Annotated in this window: 17 protein-coding genes; 8 read left to right on the top strand and 9 right to left on the bottom strand. The window is 71.9% G+C overall.

Annotation, left to right across the window (positions count from 1 at the left end):
- Positions 1-26: 26 nt before the first annotated feature.
- From ABD140_RS12310 to hisC, 5 genes are all read left to right on the top strand, one after another.
- Positions 27-1,115: a magnesium and cobalt transport protein CorA gene (locus ABD140_RS12310; protein WP_344240049.1), complete on the top strand. Its 1,089-nt coding sequence runs from the start codon at positions 27-29 to the stop codon at positions 1,113-1,115.
- Positions 1,116-1,214: 99 nt separating this feature from the next.
- Positions 1,215-1,994: an MOSC domain-containing protein gene (locus ABD140_RS12305; RefSeq protein ID WP_344240047.1), complete on the top strand. Its 780-nt coding sequence runs from the start codon at positions 1,215-1,217 to the stop codon at positions 1,992-1,994.
- Entirely contained in the window at positions 1,991-2,845 is an 855-nt protein-coding gene (locus ABD140_RS12300; RefSeq protein WP_344240045.1) for a phosphoribosylaminoimidazolesuccinocarboxamide synthase, read from the top strand. The genes ABD140_RS12305 and ABD140_RS12300 overlap by 4 nt, the downstream gene beginning before the upstream one ends.
- Before the next feature lie 58 nt (positions 2,846-2,903).
- Positions 2,904-3,578 carry an NUDIX hydrolase gene (locus tag ABD140_RS12295; protein ID WP_344240043.1) on the top strand — a complete coding sequence of 225 codons (675 nt, stop codon included), beginning with the start codon at positions 2,904-2,906 and terminating at the stop codon, positions 3,576-3,578.
- Positions 3,579-3,649: 71 nt separating this feature from the next.
- Positions 3,650-4,729 (top strand): histidinol-phosphate transaminase, encoded by a 1,080-nt coding sequence (gene hisC / locus ABD140_RS12290; protein ID WP_344240041.1) that lies wholly within the window; start codon positions 3,650-3,652, stop codon positions 4,727-4,729.
- Here the strand turns inward: hisC and ABD140_RS12285 are convergent.
- From ABD140_RS12285 to ABD140_RS12260, 6 genes are all read right to left on the bottom strand, one after another.
- The gene (locus tag ABD140_RS12285) at positions 4,700-5,149 is read right to left on the bottom strand and encodes a hypothetical protein (RefSeq protein ID WP_344240039.1); all 450 of its coding nucleotides are present in this window, start codon (positions 5,147-5,149) and stop codon (positions 4,700-4,702) included. The genes hisC and ABD140_RS12285 overlap by 30 nt on opposite strands.
- 359 nt (positions 5,150-5,508) lie before the next feature.
- Positions 5,509-7,116, bottom strand: a complete 1,608-nt coding sequence (locus ABD140_RS12280) for a serine/threonine-protein kinase (RefSeq protein ID WP_344240037.1) — start codon at positions 7,114-7,116, stop codon at positions 5,509-5,511.
- A 91-nt stretch (positions 7,117-7,207) separates the two neighbouring features.
- Positions 7,208-8,524, bottom strand: a complete 1,317-nt coding sequence (locus ABD140_RS12275; RefSeq protein WP_344240035.1) for a transcriptional regulator — start codon at positions 8,522-8,524, stop codon at positions 7,208-7,210.
- 332 nt (positions 8,525-8,856) lie between these two features.
- A complete protein-coding gene (gene murA, locus ABD140_RS12270; protein WP_344240033.1) occupies positions 8,857-10,143 on the bottom strand; it encodes a UDP-N-acetylglucosamine 1-carboxyvinyltransferase in 1,287 nt (428 codons plus the stop codon).
- 142 nt (positions 10,144-10,285) lie between these two features.
- Complete coding sequence (locus tag ABD140_RS12265) at positions 10,286-11,002, bottom strand: hypothetical protein (RefSeq protein WP_344240031.1); 717 nt, start codon at positions 11,000-11,002, stop codon at positions 10,286-10,288.
- A gap of 139 nt (positions 11,003-11,141) precedes the next feature.
- Complete coding sequence (locus tag ABD140_RS12260; RefSeq protein ID WP_344240029.1) at positions 11,142-11,795, bottom strand: lysophospholipid acyltransferase family protein; 654 nt, start codon at positions 11,793-11,795, stop codon at positions 11,142-11,144.
- Between the two features lie 270 nt (positions 11,796-12,065).
- Here ABD140_RS12260 and ABD140_RS12255 point away from each other — a divergent pair, with 270 nt between their 5' ends.
- Positions 12,066-13,733 carry a CocE/NonD family hydrolase gene (locus ABD140_RS12255; RefSeq protein ID WP_344240027.1) on the top strand — a complete coding sequence of 556 codons (1,668 nt, stop codon included), beginning with the start codon at positions 12,066-12,068 and terminating at the stop codon, positions 13,731-13,733.
- Between the two features lie 56 nt (positions 13,734-13,789).
- Entirely contained in the window at positions 13,790-14,161 is a 372-nt protein-coding gene (locus ABD140_RS12250; protein ID WP_344240025.1) for a phage holin family protein, read from the top strand.
- 13 nt (positions 14,162-14,174) lie between these two features.
- Here the strand turns inward: ABD140_RS12250 and ABD140_RS12245 are convergent, their stop codons facing one another.
- Together ABD140_RS12245 and ABD140_RS12240 are read right to left on the bottom strand one after the other, a co-directional pair.
- Positions 14,175-15,134 (bottom strand): peptidoglycan recognition protein family protein, encoded by a 960-nt coding sequence (locus ABD140_RS12245; RefSeq protein ID WP_344240023.1) that lies wholly within the window; start codon positions 15,132-15,134, stop codon positions 14,175-14,177.
- 74 nt (positions 15,135-15,208) lie between these two features.
- Positions 15,209-15,961 (bottom strand): MerR family transcriptional regulator, encoded by a 753-nt coding sequence (locus tag ABD140_RS12240; protein ID WP_344240021.1) that lies wholly within the window; start codon positions 15,959-15,961, stop codon positions 15,209-15,211.
- A 94-nt stretch (positions 15,962-16,055) separates the two neighbouring features.
- Here ABD140_RS12240 and ABD140_RS12235 point away from each other — a divergent pair, with 94 nt between their 5' ends.
- Complete coding sequence (locus ABD140_RS12235; RefSeq protein ID WP_344240019.1) at positions 16,056-17,069, top strand: adenylate/guanylate cyclase domain-containing protein; 1,014 nt, start codon at positions 16,056-16,058, stop codon at positions 17,067-17,069.
- 296 nt (positions 17,070-17,365) lie between these two features.
- On the opposite strand, the gene ABD140_RS12230 is transcribed toward ABD140_RS12235, so the two are convergent.
- A complete protein-coding gene (locus ABD140_RS12230; protein WP_344240018.1) occupies positions 17,366-18,925 on the bottom strand; it encodes an RNA polymerase sigma factor in 1,560 nt (519 codons plus the stop codon).
- Positions 18,926-19,063: the final 138 nt, after the last annotated feature.

Raw genomic sequence — 19,063 nt, 5'->3', positions numbered from 1 at the left:
CCCTGTCCTGCGTGAAGGAACCCGTCATGGCCATGACCAAGGTACGCCCCGGCTTGTCGCTGTTCGGCCGCAACCCCAAGCCCGTCGCCTGCGACCCGGTGGTCCGCCGCGGCAGCGCGGTGATCGACTGGGCCGTCTACATCGACGGCCAGCGCGTGGTGACCGAGAGCGTCGCCGACGCGATCCGCCTCGTGCGGGACGGTGAGCTGTTCGTCCCCGCCGACACCGAGTCGCCCGGGTTCGTGTGGGTGGGCCTGCACGACCCCGAGTCCAGCGAGCTGGAGCGGCTCGCCGAGCTGTTCGGGCTGCCGGAACTGGCCGTCGAGGACGCCATCAACGCCCACCAGCGCCCCAAGCTGGAGCGGTACGACGACATGCAGTTCTTCGTCCTCAAGACCGCCGGGTACATCGACAGGGACGGCGTCGACTCGGTCGAGACCGGCGAGATCATGGTCTTCTGCGGCCCGGACTTCGTGGTGACCGTCCGCCACGGCGACCACGCCGAGCTCGCGTCCGTCCGCCGCCGCCTGGAGGCCGACCCCGAGCGCCTGGCCCTGGGCCCCACCAGCGTCCTGCACGCGGTCGCCGACCGGGTCGTCGACGGCTACCTGTCGGTCTCCGAGGCCGTCCAGCAGGACGTCGACGAGGTCGAGGAGTCCGTCTTCTCCCCCGAGCGCACCAACGACACCAACCGCATCTACCACCTCAAGCGCGAGACCATCCAGCTCAAGCGCGCCGTGGGCCCCCTCGCCGGCCCGCTGCGCACCCTGTGCAACCGCCGCACGATCCCGCACGAGATCCGCGAGTACCTCCGCGACGTCGAGGACCACCTCACCCGCGTCCGCGAGCAGGTCGACGCCTGCGACGAGCTGCTGAACCCGATCCTCCAGGCCCACATGACCCAGGTGACCGTCGGCGACAACCAGGACATGCGCAAGATCTCCGCCTGGGGCGCCATCCTCATGCTCCCCACCGCCATCGCCGGCATCTACGGCATGAACTTCGACCACATGCCCGAGCTCGGCTGGGTCTACAGCTACCCCGCCGTCATCGCCGTCATCGCCGTCGGCTGCCTCCTCCTCTACCGCGGCTTCCGCCGCAACGGCTGGCTCTGACCCGTCGTCCACAGCGGCCCGAGTGGCCGGTGGGGAAGTGGACTACCTTGGGAAAGGTCGGCCGGGTGGCCGACCTGCGCCGAAGGAGAAGGGCCGCGCATGGGCACGCTGGTCGCGTTGAACGTTCATCCGTTGAAGAGCGGGGCGGGGATCCCGCTGACGGAGGCGTTGCTGACGCCGCGGGGGCTGCTGCACGACCGGGAGTTCATGCTGGTCGACTCCGAGGGCGCGTTCCTGTCGCAGCGCAGACATCCGCGGATGGCGCTGCTGCGGACGGCGTACGACGGTGAGGTGCTGGGCGTCAACGAGTTCGTCCACAAGGCCGTGGACGACGGGGACGTACGGACGGTCAGCGTCCACGGCAGGCCCTGCCTCGGAGCGGACCAGGGGAACGAGGCGGCCGCCTACTTCTCGGACTTCCTCGGGCTGGAGTGCCGCCTGGTGCGCTTCACCGGGCGCCGCGAGACGAGCCGGGGCGGGGGCGAGCTGGCCTTCGCGGACGGCTACCCGCTGCTGGTGCTCTCCCAGGAGTCCCTGGACGACCTGAACGAGCATCTGGACGAGCCGGTGCCGATGAACAGGTTCCGCCCCAACCTGGTCTTCTCGGGCCTGGGCGCGTTCGGCGAGGACGAGGTACGGCGGCTGCGGGTCGGCGAGGCCGAGATCGAGCTCATCAAGCCCTGCGGACGGTGCGTGATCACCACGGTCGACCAGGAGACCGGCGTGAAGGGCCGCCAGCCCCTGGCCACCCTCGCCCGCTACCGCGCCCGCGAGTTCGAGGGTCAGCGCCAGGCGATGTTCGGGCAGAACGCGATACCCCGCGTGACCGGTACCCTCAGGGTCGGCGATCCGGTGGAAGTTCTGGAGAACAAGGCGTGAAGCACCTGCACAGCGGCAAGGTCCGCGATCTTTACGAGCTGCCGGGCGGTGAGCTGCTCATCGTGGCCCGCGACTCGATCTCGGCCTACGACTACGTGCTGGAGACGCCGATCCCCGACAAGGGGAAGGTCCTCACGCAGCTGTCGTTGTGGTGGTTCGAGCAGCTGGCCGATGTCGTGCCGAACCACGTGGTCTCCACCGGGCTGCCCGAGGGCGCGCCCGCGGAGTGGGCGGGGCGGGCCGTCGTCGTCAAGCGGCTCGACATGGTCCCCGTGGAGTGCGTGGCGCGCGGTTATCTGACCGGCGGCGGGCTCAAGGAGTACCGCCGGAGCGGCGAGGTGTGCGGGGTGGCGCTGCCGGAGGGGCTGGTGGACGGCTCTCGGCTGCCCGAGCCGATCTTCACCCCGACGACGAAGGCCGCGGTCGGCGGGCACGACGAGCCGATGACGTTCGCGGAGGTCGAGGGCGCGGTCGGCGCGGAGCTCGCGAAGCAGCTGCGGGAGATCACGCTGGAGGTCTACCGGCGCGGCGCCGAGCTCGCCCGGGAGCGCGGGGTGATCGTCGCCGACACCAAGATCGAGCTGGGGCTGCGGGACGGTGGGCTGGTGCTGGGCGACGAGGTGCTCACGCCCGACTCCTCCCGGTTCTGGCCTGCCGACGACTGGGAGCCGGGCCGTTCCCAGAAGTCCTTCGACAAGCAGTTCGTCCGGGACTGGCTGGTCTCCCCCGAGTCCGGCTGGGACCCGGCCTCCGGCGCCGAGCCGCCCGCGCTGCCCGAGCACATCGTCGCGCAGACCCGCGCCAAGTACATCGAGGCATATGAGAGGCTCACCGGCCGCTCCTGGGCCTGAGCGGCTTGATCATCCGGATGGGGCACGCGAGTCCGTCCCACCGGATAGGTTCTGTGGCATGTCAGTGCCCAGGGTCGCGCTCACGGTCGATCTCGTCATCCTCACCGTACGGGAGCAGCGGCTGTGCGCCTTGACCTGGATGCGCGACAGTGAGCCCTACCGCGGCTGCTGGTCGCTGCCCGGCGGCTTCATCCAGCTCGACGAGGACCTCCCGGTGGCCGCGGCCCGCGTCATGGACGAGAAGGCCGGGCTCGCCGACGTCCGCATCCACCTGGAGCAGCTGGCGACCTTCGGCTACCCCGACCGCGACCCGCGCCAGCGCGTGGTCAGCGTGACCTACCTCGGCCTGGCCCCGAACCTGCCGGCGTCCTCCCGCGCCCAGGTGACGTGGAAGCCCGTGGACGTGCTGCTCGCCCGGGAGGAGAACGCCTTCGACCACCGGCGGATACTGCGCGACGGCGTCGAACGCGCCAGGTCCAAGCTGGAGTACACCCCGCTGGCCGCCGCGTTCTGCCCGCCGGAGTTCACCGTCGCCGAGCTCCGCCGGGTGTACGAGATCGTCTGGGGCACCCCGCTGGACCCGCGGAACTTCCACCGCAAGGTGACGGGCGCCGACAGGTTCCTGGTCCCGACCGGCACGACCACCACCCGGGACGGCGGCCGCCCCGCCCGGCTCTTCCGGCGGGGCGGCGCGGTGCAGCTCCACCCGCCGATGCTGCGGCCCAGCGCCTGAGCCCGAGGCACGGCGCGGGACCTGGGTGCGAGGCATAAAGTGTGCACAACCGTGCAGAGGAGAGAGCCGAGATGAGCCCGCGTTTCCGTTCCGTTCTCGACCGCGTCCAGGCCTACAAGCCGGGCCGGAGGGTCACCGCCCCTGACGGACGCTCGTTCAAGCTCTCCTCCAACGAGTCGCCCCACCCGCCGCTCCCGTCCGTGCTGACGGCCATCGGCGAGGCGGCCCTGCAGGTCAACCGCTACCCCGACAACGCCTGCGCCGAGCTGATCTCCGCGATCGCCCGGCACCACGGGGTGCCCGAGGAGCACGTCGCGGTCGGCTGCGGCTCGGTCGGCGTGGCGCAGCACCTCTTCGAGGCGGTCGCCGAGCCCGGCTACGAGGTGGTCTACGCCTGGCGCTCGTTCGAGGCCTACCCGGTGCTGGCCGACCTGTCGGGCGCCACCTCGGTGCGGGTCCCGCTGCTGGCCGACGAGCGGCACGACCTGGAGGGGATGCTCGCCGCGATCACCCCGGCGACCCGGATGATCCTCGTCTGCAACCCCAACAACCCGACCGGCGAGGTCGTGCGCCGCGCCGAGCTGGAGTCCTTCCTCGACCGCGTCCCCCAGGACGTGCTGGTCGTGCTGGACGAGGCGTACCGCGAGTACCTGACGGACTCCGACGTCCCCGACGGCCTGCAGATCTACCCCACCCGCCCGAACGTGGCGGTGGTGCGCACGTTCTCCAAGGCGTACGGGCTGGCGGGGCTGCGCGTGGGCTTCCTGGTGGCGCACCCGGTCATCGCCGAGGCCATCCGCAAGGTGTACCTGCCGTTCAGCGTGAACAGCCTCGCGCAGACCGCCGCGATCGCCTCCCTGGCGGCCGAAGGCGAGCTGCTGGAGCGGGTCGCGGGCACGGTGGGCGAGCGCGACCGCGTCATCACGGCGCTGCGCGGGCAGGGCTGGACGATCGTGCCGTCCCAGGGCAACTTCGTGTGGCTGCGGCTCGGCGAGCGCACCCTGGAGTTCGCCGCGCTCTGCGAGGCCGCCGGGGTGAGCGTCCGGCCGTTCGCCGGCGAGGGCGCGCGCGTCTCCATCGGCTCACCCGAGGAGAACGACGCGTTCCTGGCCGTCGCGGCGTCAGCGGCAGGTGTACTCGAACGAGGCTGAGGCCTCCTGTGCGGACGGCGTTTCCACCTCGAAGGTCCCGGTGAGCCTCGTGCGGCCGGGGCCGCTCACCTGCCAGTCGAGCGGCACCACGAGGGTCTCCTGTCCGGCGGGGACCGTGACGGTGGTGAACGCGCCCGGCGCGCGGTCGCTCTGCCGCCAGCGGTAGCGGACGTCACCCGTGCCGCCGTTCAGGGTGAGCGTCGCCGTCAGCCGCACCGTGCGCGACCGGCTGGCCCTGTCGCACGCGAGCAGCCCTTCGGGTGCCTCGACCCGCGCCTTCAGCACCTCGACGGGGGTCTGCCCCCGGGCCTGCGCCCACAGCAGGACGCCGCCGATGACGGCCAGGGACACCGCGATGCTCGCCCAGGAGGCGAGACGCGAACGGCGCCGGCGCCGGGTGGCGGTGGCCGGATCCCACATCCTGGGCACGTCCTGCGCGGGATCCCGGTCGGACGGAGACCGCACGGTCGAGGACCGGGCGGTCGAGGACCGGGCGGTCGAGAATCGGGCGGTCGAGAATCGGGCGAACAGGGGCCGGGCGAACAGGGGTCGGCCTGTCGGAGACCCGACGGACGAGGTCCGGTCCGCCGGGGACCGGTCCGCCGAGGGCCGGTCCGCCGGGGGACGGTCCGTCGGGAGCCGCCCCGCCTCCGGCCGACCGGCCTCCGGCGGAGCGGGCGGGTGGCCGTAGGCGTCCAGGGGGCGACGCGGGCCGCCCGGGTCCTGGCGCGTCGCGTCCACGGGGACGTCGCCGCGGGTGGCCTCCGGCTCCTCGTGCCTCACTGGGCCAGGACGCCGCCGTCCGACAGCGCCGCGGGCGTCTTGGAGCTCGTCGGACCGTCACCCGGGTTCGTCGGCGTGCCCGGCACCTCGGGCTCGGTCGGCGTGCCCGGGTCCGTCGGCGTCCCACCCGGGTCCGTCGGGTCCGTGGGGTCCGTCGGATCGGTGGGGTCCGTGGGGTCGGTCGGATCGGTGGGCGGGTCCACCGGGTCGGTGGGCTTCTCGGAGTCGGTCGGACCCGGGTCGACCGGCTCTTCGGGCTCCTCGACCGGCGGCTCCTCGTCGGTCGGGTCCGGGTCGGGGGAGTCGGTCTCGGACGGCTTGGGACCGGGCGAGGGGGAGCCGGGCTTGGCCGGGCCGGTCGTCGTCGGGTCGGCGGCGGAGGGCGAACCCGAGGGCGAGGCGGTGACCGTCACGGTGATGGACGGCCGGTCCCCGGCCGGGCGTGCCGCGTCGGGGTCGCCGGTGGGCACCTCACCGCCGGTCTGCGCGGTCGGCGTGGTCTGGCTCGCCGGCCCCGCCTGCTGGACCACGGGGTCGCGGTCGGCGGCGTTGACCGCCAGCAGCGCGCTGGTGACGACCAGCGCCATGACCGCGCCCGCCGCGGTGGCCACCAGGCCCATGCGGGTGCTCGGCCGGTACTTCACGGGCTCCTCGGGGAGCAGGAGCGGCGCGGTCGCCGTGCCGCCGTCCAGGACCGTGGTGAGGGCCTCGGTGGTCGGCTCGTACTGCGGCCGGGTGACGGGGAACAGCAGCACCAGCGAGTGCGCGCGGGCCTTGAGCTGGGCGCGGCCCCTGTCCTCCCAGTCGGCGCCGTAGGCGGCGCCGGCCGTCATCTCCAGTTCCAGCAGGTAGGCGAAGGCGCTCTGCGGACGGCTCCGCACGTCCTTGGCCATGCCCGCGGCGATGAGGTCGCGCAGGCCGGGCGGCACGTTCTCCACCGGGACCGGGCGGCTCTCGTGCGCCATCGCCAGCTCGGGCAGCGTCCGCGTCTCGTACGGGCGGCGGCCCGTCAGGCTCTCGTAGCACACGGCCGTCGCCGCGTAGACGTCGGCGGCCGCCGTGACGGGGCTGCCCGCCCACTGCTCGGGCGGCATGTACGCGGGCGTCCCGGCGGCCAGCAGCTCCTCGGCCGCCCGCACGGCGACGCAGAAGTCCGACAGGAGGCTGTTGCCCTCGCCGTCGATGAGCACGTTGCCGGGCTTGTAGTCGCGGTGCACGACGCCGGAGGCGTGCGCGGCGGCCAGGCCGAGCAGCGAGCCCTTGAGCACCACCAGCGCGGCCTCGGGCGGCAGCGGACCGCCGTCGGCGAGGATCTGGGACAGGCTCACCCCGTCGACCAGCTCCATCACGACCGCCGCCCGCGTGGAGGTCTCGACGTACTCGAAGAACTGCACCAGGTGCGGGTCCTCGAGCTCGGAGAGCAGCTGCGCCTCGTCGCGGAACCGCGCCACGAAGACGGGGTCGAGGGCGAGTTCGGGGGTCAGGTATTTGATGGCGACACGGATGCCGGATTCCATGTGCTCGGCCATGACGACCCGCCCGGTCGCCCCCGTGCCGAGCTCACGGATATGCCGGTAACCGGGTACCGTCCATACGCTGTCCACGAATCCTCCAGCCCACGCGCAATCACAGCTTGAGACGCACCTCGTTGCGCAGTGGTTGCGGGGATTTTAGTCTTTTTATGTTTAACAAGTGTTACACGGGATTCTTCCCGGGCCCCAGCTTCTCCACGATGAGCCGGTAGAGCTGGCGGGGCCTGCCCGGCTGGGGAGTGCGGTTGGGGGGAAGCGGCCAGGCCAGGCCCTCTTCCACCAGCGTCCTCAGCAGCCGGCGGGCGGTACGGGGTGTGACGCCCAGCATACGGCCGGCGTTCTCCGCGTCGACGATCAGCGGGGCCCCCGTGTCGCCCCGGTCACCGAGCTTATCGGCCAGCCGGGACAGAGTCTCCAGCCCCTTGGCCTTGGCGGGTTGCCCGCCGCGCGCGGGCTGGCGCGGCGCGGGCACCAGGGCGCGCCCGTCGCGGTCGAGCGCGAAGCCCTGCGCCCGCTGGGAGGTCTGGGAGCGGGCCAGCGCGGCGCGGGCGTGGGTCTCGGCCTCCTGGGCGGTGCGGCCCATGCCGATGCCCACCTCGATCACCAGGCCGAGCTCCTCGCGCACCCGCTCCACGAACGGCGGTGTGCGGAAGCCCTCGGTGCCCGAGACGACCGAGCCCCGGGTGGCGGTGACCAGGTAGCTGTGGTCGTCCAGCGGCCACACCGCGGCGTTCATCCGGTGCGCCTCCTGCAGCAGCACCCGGTGCAGCGCCAGCTTGAGCTCCTCCCGCCAGTAGCGGGGGGTGACCCGGCGCGGCGACTCGCGCAGCGTGGGCACGTCCACCAGCACCACGACGAGCTGGGACTCCTCCAGCCGGTGGTGGGCGCCCAGCAGCGCGGCGGTCTGCAGCGAGCTGCGGATGGCCGCGCCGGTCGGGCGGATGCGCAGGGTGGGCACGCCCGCCAGCTCCATGCGCTCGGCGGTGGCGTGCACGCAGGTGAGCGCGACGCTGGTGAGGCCGCGGCGCCACAGCCGCTCGTGGAAGGCGGCCAGCGTGCCGGGCCCGGCGACCTCCTCGCGCAGGTGCACCTGGTCGGTGGGCAGGCCGACCTCGGCGAAGGCCTCCTCGACCTCGCCGCGGCCCAGCACGTCGACGCTCACCCGGGCGGGGTCGAAGCGCTCGTCCAGCGCGGCCCGCAGCAGGGCGCCCTGCAGCGCGGCGCCGTTCAGCGGCACGTACGTCGCCGGCATGCTCAGCACGCCGGCCTTGCGCGCGAAGTCGTAGGGGACGGGGCTGGCGAAGAGGCAGACGTCGACGCCCGCGCCCAGCTTCACGACCTTGTCGGCGGCCTCCTGCTCGTCCCGGTAGGCCGCGGCCACCAGGCGGCTGGGCACGGGAGTGGGCCCGTGGCCCATCAGCATGACGCGTTCGACGAGATCATGGGGTCCCACGACACCGATGGTCAGGTCCGGGGTCATCGCAGCACCCGTCCGCGGTCCACTCATGCGCCCCTGCCTCTCGGCCGCCCACGTTGCCCTGTGTAATTCGCCCGCGACTTCGCGGGTTCTCCATCCTCTTCAGGCGGATCACGCATCCGCCCCTGGATGTGGCTCTCTGACGCGAAACCGAATCAAGAGTGCGGCGAAAAAGTAACCTAAGGAAGGGTGCGGACAGAAATTCCTTACCGAAGGGTCAGGTTCCGGTCAGCACACACAGCCCATGAACACGCACCCTAAAGTGCGGATCATGGGCTGTGAAGGGGCTTAAGGGGTTTATAGCCGGGCCGGAAGGTGACCGAATCCGGACGGTGTCAGGCGGTCTCGCGCTGCACGTCGGCGCCGAGCGCGGTGAGCCGCTCGGCGAAGTTCGAGTGGCCGCGGTCGATGTAGTACGCCTGGCTGATCTCGGTCTCGCCCTCGGCGACCAGGCCCGCCAGCACCAGCGCCGCGCCCGAGCGCAGGTCGTGGGCGACGGTCTGGGCGCCGCGCAGCGGCGTCTGCCCGTAGACCTTGGCCCGCTGGTTGCCGGCGACCTCGATGGAGGCGCCCATCCGGATCAGCTCCTCGGCCAGCTGGAAGCGGCTGTCGAAGATGCGCTCGTAGATGTAGGACTCGCCGACGGCCTGGGTGGCCAGCGCCATGATCGGCGACTGGAGGTCGGTGGCGAAGCCCGGGTACTCGTCGGTGATGACGTTGATCGGGCGCAGCGGGCGCTCGCGGCGCACCTGCAGCACCGCGCCCTGCTGGCTGAACTCCACGCCCATCTGCTCGAGCTTGTCGACCGCCACGCCCAGGTGCTCCAGCTCCGCGCCGACCAGGCTGACCTCGCCGCCGGTCACCGCGCAGGCCATGACCAGCACGCCCGCGTCGATGCGGTCGGGCATCACGGTGTGCTCGACCGCGGTGAGCTCCTCCACGCCGGTGACCCGGATGAAGCCGGTGCCGCCGCCCTCGATCTGGGCGCCCATGCGCTGCAGGAAGTCGATGTTGTCCAGGACCTCGGGCTCCAGCGCGCAGTTCTTGATCAGCGTGGTGCCGTTCGCCAGGGCGCCGGCCATGACGAGGTTCTCGGTGCCGGTGTGCGAGGGCGTGTCGCAGTACAGCGTGCCGGCCTGGAGCTGGCCGACCTTGACGTGGATGTAGCCGCCGTCGGCGCTGTCGGTGTCGTGCTCGGTGACCGTGGCGCCCATGCGCTTGAAGCCGTTGTAGTGGAAGTCGAGGTTGCGGGACCCCAGGTTGCAGCCGCCGACGCCCTCGATCACCGCCTCGCCGAGCCGGTGCAGCAGCGCCGGGACGAACAGGAAGGAGCCGCGGAAGCGCGCGGCGATCTCGGCGGGCAGCACGGGGCTGCTCAGCTCCGAGGCGTCGATGACCAGGGTGCGCTCGGCCTCGTGCAGGTCGGCCTTGGCGCCGACGGCCTGGGCCAGCTCGACGGCCCGCCGCACGTCCTCGATGATCGGGATGTTGCGCAGGACCGTGCGTCCCTTGGAGGCCATCAGCGCCGCGCCGATCATGGGCAGCGCCGAGTTCTTGGCCCCCTGGATGAACACGGTGCCCTGCAGCTGCTTGCCGCCCTTGACGCGGTAGGTAACGCTCATTGCCGGGTGGTCCCTTCCCCTTAGACGCACGCGCCCGCCCAGTATCGCACCGGGCCCTGAATGCACCGACCGTCCGGAATCTCCGGCCGTGCCGCTCGCCGTCCGATAGGACTGCCCTGCGCCCCCCGAAGTTCACGGGTTTTCAGGGGAGCACCCGGGCGGCCTGCTCGTGGGCGAGCGTACCGATCCGCTCGGCCTCCCGGCGGGAGGCCTTGGCCCCGTACACACTGATGGTGCCCAGATAACCCCTGCCCCTGAACACCACGAACCACATCGTCACCTTCGTGGACCCGCTCATCGTGAGCAATCCCACGGTCCGCGAGCCGTCGCCGACGAACCTGCGGTCGGGCGTGGCCTCCACCACCTGGTGGGTCGACCACCGCCCGCCGACCTTGGTGCGGAAGGTGCGGCACAGGGCCGGGACGCGGCGGCCGATCTCCTCGGTGGCCGTCAGCTCCGAGACCGCCAGCAGCGTCTGGGTGATCGTCTGCCCGTCGGCGCGGGCGAAGGTGGCCAGGGCCGCGGGCGCCGAGCCGAGCGAGCCCCCCGAGCCGACCGCCTGGGAGGCCGTGGCGCACTTGGGCTTGTCGAGGGTGACCTGGCCCTGGAGCTGGGCGAAGTTGCGGACGGGCTTGAGCATCCCGTAGGCGCCCGAGTCCGGCTCGCCCGCCCTGACGTACTGCTGGACCTCCGGGAGCAGCGCCTGGCGCAGCTGGTCGGAGGTGTACGTCCGCGCCCCCGCGGGGGCGGAGGCGGTGTCCTCCCCCGCCGAGGCGGGGCGTTCGCGGGTCTCCCCGGCGCATCCGCCCAGCCCGACGAGGACCGCCAGACCGGCGGGAAGGAGGTGCTTGATCCGCATGGGACCGACGATACTGCCGGTCCCCCGCCGCGCCCCGTCCATCCGGGCGGACGGCCCCGGATCTCCACCCGGCCGGGGGCGGGCCCCCGGACCCCGCGGAGCAGCCCGTCCTCGCTCCGCTGCGGTCAGCCGCTCCGCGCTATTTGCTCTGGTGGTCGTTGTACTCCGGCACGTACTCCTGCTCGGAGAGCTTCTGGATCGCCTGGACGATCTCGTCGGTGATCGCGCGGCGGGCGCGCGCCTTGGGCTCACCGGTGTGGTCGCCGAACTCCAGCACGGGGCCGATCCGCACGGTCACGCCCCTGCCGATCTTGGGGAACCTGCTGCCGTAGGGCTGGAGCTCCTGGGTGCCGATCAGGCCTACCGGCAGGACCGGCGCGCCGGTGGCCAGGACGACCCAGCCGGCGCCCGTGCGGCCCCGGTGCAGCCGCCCGTCGATGGAGCGGGTGCCCTCGGGGTAGATCCCGAGGACGGCGCCGCCGTTGACGATCTCCGCGGACTGCTCCAGCGAGCTCAGCGCCGAGGCGCCGTCGCCGCGGGCCACCGGGATCATGCCCAGGGAGGTGAAGAACCAGCGGCTGATCCGGCCCTTGAAGCCCTTGGTCTCGAAGTACTCGGCCTTGGCCAGGAACACGACCTTCAGCGGGAGCAGGGCGATCGGGATCACGTAGCTGTCGATGAAGGAAAGGTGGTTGCTGGCGACGATGAGCGGCCCGCGGGCGGGAATGTTCTCCTTGCCCTCCACCCGAAGTCGGAACAACAGCCGGAAAAGAGGCGGCACCACCAGCCTCATGAAGCGATAGAACAACGGCTCTCCCCTGGCTCCCGACGACGCGATTTTTGCCCCACACCCTAGCCTCCGGCCGTTACCGCTCAGTGACCGGGTAGCTACCAGTCAGTAATACTTATCACCTGACTCCATGGGATGGGCCAGGAACTTGTCACGTTCGGTTAAGCATGCGATGTGACCTGGCAGACAGACTGATCGAAAAACGGCTATTGTTACTTCTATGTAACGAGGAGCAACGCATCAGAGACAGCCGTCTCACCAGGGGAGGTCCCCATGGCACTGACCGATCGCCTCAGCGTCCCCGACCTGCTGCGCCTTCCTCACCTGCCCGGGATCCCCGGCCTGCCTAACCTCCCCGCCCTGCCCCGGCCGCACTACCGCGTGTCCCACGTCAAGGACATCCCCGTCGTCATGCCCGACGGGGTGAAGCTCCTGACCGACCGGTACGTCCCGGTGGGGGTGAAGAACCCCCCGACGATCCTCGTGCGCACCCCGTACGGGCGGCGCGGCGTCACCGGGGCGATCAACGGCTACCCGTTCGCCTACTTCGGCTACCAGATCGTCGTGCAGAGCGTGCGCGGGACCTTCGGCTCCGGCGGGCAGTTCGACCCCCTCAACGAGCAGGTCGACGGACTGGCCACCGTGGAGTGGCTCAAGCGCCAGCCGTGGTTCCACGGCTCCTTCGCCACCTACGGGCCCAGCTACCTGGGGCACACCCAGTGGGCGGTGGCCGCCCGCTCCGGGCCCGAGCACAAGGCGATGGCGCTGTCGGTGACCGCCTCCCAGTTCCGTGACGCGATCTACATCGGCGGCTCGTTCGCCCTGGAGTCCACGCTGGGCTGGGTCTCGGTCACCTCCAAGATCGAGAACCCGCTGGAGCTGATCCGGATGCGGCGGCGCGCCACCCGCGCCATCCGGGCCGGGCTGCCGCTGGAGGAGCTGGACGCCTTCACCACCGGCGGCAACGTGCCGTTCTTCCAGGAGCTGCTCACCGGGCACGGACTGGCCGAGAACCCGTTCTGGGACGGGCGGGTGCACACCTCGGCGATCTGCGAGGAGCTGCCCGCCGCGGCGATGGTCGGCGGCTGGTACGACGTCTTCCTGCCCTGGATGATCAAGGACTACCTGGCCATGCGGGAGTGCGGCCAGCGGCCCCAGCTCACCATCGGGCCCTGGTGGCACGCCGACCCGCGGCACGGGCTGGTCGCCGTCCGCGAGTCCCTCGGCTGGTTCCGAGCCCACCTCAAGGGCGACCAGGGCGGGCTGCGCGAACGGCCCGTCCGGCTCTTCATCACCGGGGCCGGCGCGTGGCGCGAGTTCGACGACTGGCCGGTGCCCGGCATGAAGATCCACCGCTGGCACCTGCACGCCGGGCGCGGCTTCCGGCCCGACACGCCGCGCTCCTGCCCGCCCGACACCTACCGTTACGACCCGGTCGACCCCACGCCCGCCTACGGCGGACCGACCCTGCTGGGCCTCAGCCGCCCGGTCGACCAGCGGCCCGCCGAACGCCGTCCGGACGTGCTGGTCTTCACCTCCGAGGAGCTGAAGTCCGACCTGGAGCTGATCGGGCCGGTCGGGGCGGAGCTGTTCATCCGCTCGTCCCGCCCGCACACCGACTTCATCGTCCGGCTGTGCGACGTCTCCCCCGACGGCACGTCCAAGAACGTCTGCGAGGGCGGCCTGCGGCTGAACGAGGAGAACGCGCCCCCCGACGGCGAGGGCGTGCGCCGCATCGACCTGGAGCTGTGGCCCATCGGCCACCGGTTCAAGAAGGGCCACCGGCTGCGCGTCCACGTCAGCAGCGGCGCCTACCCGAAGATCGCCAGCAACCCGGGCACCGGCGAGCCGATCGGCTCGGCCCGCAAGGCGGTCGCCGCCGAGCAGGAGGTCTTCCACGACCCCGGCCGCCCCTCGGCCCTCCTGCTTCCGGTGGTGTGAAAGTTCATCATGGGGAGTGATGACCTGCCCGGACGGGTCATGCCACGCTCTCAGATGTGAATATTCTGATCAAAATCATCATCACCGCGGCCTCGTTGGCCGCGGCCGCCTACTTCCTGGACGGGATCAGCGTCGAAGGCGGCGACAACATCGAACGCGGCGTCACGCTCGTCGCCGTCGCCGCCATCTTCGGCATCGTCAACGCCCTGCTCAAGCCGATCATCAAGACGCTCGGCTGCGCCTTCTACGTGCTGACGCTCGGCCTGTTCGGGCTGGTCGTCAACGCCCTGCTCCTGATGCTCACCGGCTGGATCGCCGAGCAGGTCGACCTGCCCTTCGCCGTCGACGGGTTCTGGCCCGCGCTGTGGGGCGCGATCGTCGTCGCGGTCGTCGGCTGGGCGCTCAGCCTGGTGCTCGACCGGGAGTAGGCGCCCCGACGGCTCAGCGGGCGACGCGCAGGTGGGCCTTGGTCACCGTCACCGGACGGGCGCCCTCGTTGACCAGGTCGACGCGGTAGCCGCGGTCGTCCCTGAGCCACATCAGCCCCGAGAGGGTGTACTCCACCCTCGTGCCGTCGCCGATCTTGTCCTCGCCGAAGTGGTCCTTGACCCGCGCCGACCCGCCCTTCTCGTACTCGGCGAGGACGTGCTTCAGCTTCTCGCCCGCGGCCTGGCCGTCCACGACCGTGCCGAGGGTGACCAGCGCCCACTCCTTGGCCTTGGGCGTCCAGGAGGGGCCGCCGCCGTGCACGTTCGACGGGTCGGCGTACTCGGCCTCCCACGGAACGGACACCCGGCCGCCCGGCGGGACCGTCAGGGGCTTCCTGATCCCCGCGTTGAACAGGATCTCCAGCACGTCCTCGGGCGGTGCGGGGGGCTTCGGCGGGGTGCCGCCGCCCTTGGGTCGGGGAGCCCCCCGCTTCACCCAGGCGTAGAGCTTCGCGCCGGGGCAGTCGGTGGAGTAGCCGTCTCGGTGCCCCTTGACCTCCCCGCCGGCGCCGCCCTTGGCGCGGACGTGCTCGATGGCGTCGCGGATGCCGTGCAGCATGTCGTCCGTGGGGGTGACGAGGCCCTTGTTGCCGACCATGCCGAGGACCGCGTAGTGGCCCGTGTTGAGGCCGGGGCCGTTGGCGGCCGGGAGGGCGTGCAGGCCGCGGCCCTCGTAGACGTAGCGGTGCGGGCACACGGCGAAGCTGTATCCGATGTCGTTCCAGCCGTTGCCGTCCATGTGGCCGTTCTGGATCTGGCGCATCATCGCCGCGCAGCGGCCGTGGTCATCGGCCAGGCGCGGGTCCACGTAGCTGCCGGTGTAGTGGACCTTCACGCCGCGGGTCGAGGCCAGGTATCCGGCCTGGGAGCGCGCCGAGCGGGCGCCCCACTGCCGGCGGGTCACGAGTTTCACGACATCCCCTTCTCCGACGGACCGTCGTGTGCGACGGTACTCGGAATCATGCGGATACCGCAGTTCCTCACGACCTATAGCACTGTGTCTTTCTCCTCGGTTTCGAGAAGGAACTCCAGTTTGTCGCCCAATTCGGCGCGCACCCGTTTCTCCATCGCGCGGGCGACGAACGGGTTCACCACCATCTGGACGAGCGGACGCATGCGCCGGACGACCTCCGCGACGCGCACGGCGTCCTTTCCGAGCAGGTCGGAGTCGGCTATGACGTGCTCGTTCACCAGGTCCACGAAGCGGCCGGCGATGACCTCGCAGTCGCGGCGGATCTCGTCGGCGATGTCCAGCACCGCCTCCAGGGGGACGCCGTTGGCCACGAGCTCCGCGCCGACGTGCAGGAGCCGGGGGCTGGGGGCGCGGAAGCGGTCGCCCTCCGGCTCGACCAGGCCGAGCTCCACGGCGCGCGCCAGCAGGGCGTCGATCTCCGCGGAGCCGCGGTCGGGGCCGAAGACCTCGACCAGCTCGGTGAAGGACAGCCACGCGGGGATCTCGTCGGACCACGGGTCGGTGAGGACCTGCTCCAGGCCCAGGACGTCGCCCACGTCCCGGCCCGCCTCCCAGGCGGCGACGAGGTCGGCGATGTTGGCCAGGGTGTAGCCGCGCTCCAGCATCTGGCCGATGAGGCGGAGGCGGGCGAGGTGAGCATCGTCATAGATGCCGACCCTGCCCTGCAGGCGCGGCGACGGGAGGAGGCCCCTGTCCTGGTAGGAGCGGATGTTGCGCACCGTCGTCCCGGCGGTCTGCGCCAGCTCGTCTATCCGGTACTCGCGCATCTCCCGCTCCCCCGCTTGACCTGGTGTCCCCGGCGTAAGAATCTTACGCCTGACGGGAATGAGACATTGTCTGATGTAACGGTGGTGGCCTGTCATGGCGGAGACGCGCGCGGTCGAGGAACTCCTGCTCGGCGAACCCCTGCTGTTCGGCCTCCACGACGTGGTGGAGAAGTCCGGCATCGACCTGGAGCTCGGGCTGCGGATCTGGTCCGCGCTCGGCTTCCCCACCCCGCCCGACGACACGCCCGCCTTCACCGAGGAGGACGTCGTCGCCATGCGCACCATCCGCGAGCTGCTCGAACACGAGTACGTCGACGAGGACATGGTGCTGCAGCTGTCCCGCGGCGTGGGCCAGACGATGAGCCGGCTCGCGCACTGGCTCGGCGAGGTGTGGCTGGAGCGCCTCGCCGAACACCTCGTGAAGCCCGGCGACCCCGTCACCGACGAGACCGTCGCCGGCGCGCTGGCGGCCAGCGCGGAGCTGCGGCCCAAGTTCGAGAACCTCCTGCTGCGCGGCTGGCGGCGGCAGCTCGCCGCCGTCGGCGTCGGCGCGCTCACCGGCGCCGCCTCCGCCACCGCCGACCCCGGCGCGGGCACCGCGACGCTCGCCGTCGGGTTCGCCGACATCGTCTCGTTCACCCGGCTCAGCCGCCGGCTCGACGCGGACGGGCTCGCCGAGCTCATCGACCGGTTCGAGACCGAGACGGCCGCCGTCATCGCCGCGCACGGCGGACGGGTGATCAAGACGCTGGGGGACGAGGTGCTGTTCACCGCGCCGGACGCCGAGGCGGGGGCGGAGATCGCGCTGCGGATCTCGGAGCTGGCCTCCGGAGAGGACTTCCCGCAGGTGCGGGTGGGCGCGGCCCACGGGGAGGTCATCCTGCGGCTGGGGGACGTCTTCGGGACGCCGGTGAACATGGCGGCGCGGCTGACGGCCGTCGCGCACCCGGGGACGGTGCTCGTCAGCCCGGAGATGGCCGAGGCGCTGGAGGGCGCCGGATATGTGCTGAAGCGGCTCAAGTCGCGGTCGCTCCAGGGGCTGGGGAAGGTGCGTCCCCGCTCGTTGCGGCGCCCTTCCGGCGGCGGGCGGGGTCCGGAGGACGAGTAGCGGCCGGTCGGACCGGCGGCTGGCCGGTGGACGGTCGGTCGGCCGGTCGACCAGCGGCTGGTCGGTGGCCGGTCTAGCGGGCGGCTGGTTGGTGACCGGTCGGCCGGTCGATCGAGCGGCGGTCGGCGGGCGGGGTCCGGCGGGCGGATAGCGGCCGGTCGACCGTCGACCGGTCGGTGGCCGGTCGACCAGCGACTGGTCAGTGGACGGTCGGTCGGCCGGTCAATCAGCGGCTGGTTGGTGACCGGTCGATCGGGCGGCGGGCAGCGGGCGGCTGAGCTTCGGTCCGTCGTCGGCTAGAGGAGGCCCAGGCCCCAGCGGACGGTCACCTGGGACTGGGCGCCGTTGTCCACGTTGGTGATCGAGACGACGGCCGAGCCGGCCAGGCGGACGATGCTGAGGGGGAGGCGGACGCGCAGGGCCTCGGTCTGCCCCTCGGGCAGGACGCCGTTCTCCGCGTCCAGGGTGATCTTGCCGCTGTCGGTGGCCGCCTGCCAGGTGACGGGGCCGTTGAACGCCTGGAACCGGATCTCCGCCGACCGGTTCGCGCCGATCTCCACCAGCGGGGTGTCCACCCGGATCTCCGTCGGCGCCACCATGATGATCGGCGCCTGCGGCTTCTGCTCCGACGGCGACGGCGAGGGCGGCGGCTCCGCGTGGCCCTCCTCGGAGGGGTTCGGGACCGGCTGCGGCTGCTGCGGCGGCGTCACCGACGAGGACGGCTCCGGAGAGCCCATGGGGGTCGGCGTGCCGTACTGGGTGATCTCCGGCGCCGGGAAGTCGTTCTCCACCTGCGAGGGCGGCGACGAAGTGGACATGTGTGTCACGTCCGGAACTCCCGGCGGCCCCTCGTGGCGCGGCCGCACCGGCGCCTCGTACGGGACCGTGGGCTTGGTCACCACCGGCTGCTCCGTCTCCCCGCCCGGCAGCGGCGGCCAGGTGAGCCCCGGCCACCCCAGGTTCGGCCCGATGAGGAACGTCGTGACGAGCGCCACCACGAACGTCCCCGTCATCCCGCTGCCCGCCAGCAGCCAGCGCCTCCCCAGCGGCGAAGGCACGTCCGGCTGGCGCGGCATCCCCTCCGGCGTGAGGTTCCCGCCCTTCCCCGCGATGTCGGCGCGGTACCCCGCGAGCTCGGGGTCGGTCCCCGTGTGCAGCACCCGGTGCCGCAGTCCCGGCGGCGGAACCGGCGCGGGCGGCGCCTCCAGCAGCAGCGGCAACGACACCCCGGCCCGCCGCCGACACTCCGCGCACCCCCGCCGATGCCCCTCCTGGGGCTTCTCCCCCCGCTCCCGCTGGCACCGCTTCTCCCGGGCCCGCAGCTGCGCCTCCAGCGCCGCCTCGCCCCGGCTCCTGGCCCTCCCCACCAGCGCCGCCGCCTTGAACGGCGACACCCCCAGCACCGCCGCCAGATCCGCCGCGACCACCCCGTGCCGGAACGTCAGCAGCAGCAGGTCCTGATCGCTGAGCGACATCCTGTCGAGCGCCCCTTCGAGCACCCTCCGCCCCTCGTCGACCGAGAGCCCCCCGAAATCCCCCACCCCCGGCAGATCCCATTCCCAGGCCGGCCCCCTGGTCCGGCTCCGCTCCATCCCCCGCCGCCGCACCGCCGCGTACAACCAGGCCCGGAACCGCCCCCGGTCCCGCAACCGAGGCCCCCGCCGCGCCGCGTCGATGAAGACGTCGTGCACCAGCACCTCCGCGGCCCGCCCCTCCCCCACCAGCGAGACCGCATAATCAAACATCTGTTCGACATAGAGGTCATAGAGCCTCGCGAGCGCGTTCTCCTCGCCGTCGTTCAGCCCCCGAACCAACCCCCGGTCGATCTCGGGAACGAACGCAGACCATCTGGGCATGCGTGCTCCACCTCACAAACGGCTTCCTGAATACACCCACCCCCCCACCACGTCCAGGGTTCCCCCAAAAACGTCCACTCCCCGCCCTTCACATAGCGGCACAACCCCCCACCCCACTCCCACCGAGCCCCGCCCACG

Origin of the sequence: Actinocorallia libanotica, from assembly GCF_039525175.1 — a bacterium.
GTDB lineage: Bacteria > Actinomycetota > Actinomycetes > Streptosporangiales > Streptosporangiaceae > Actinocorallia > Actinocorallia libanotica.
Note: the sequence above shows the minus strand (reverse complement) of the source record. Positions and strands in the feature narration are given on the sequence as shown.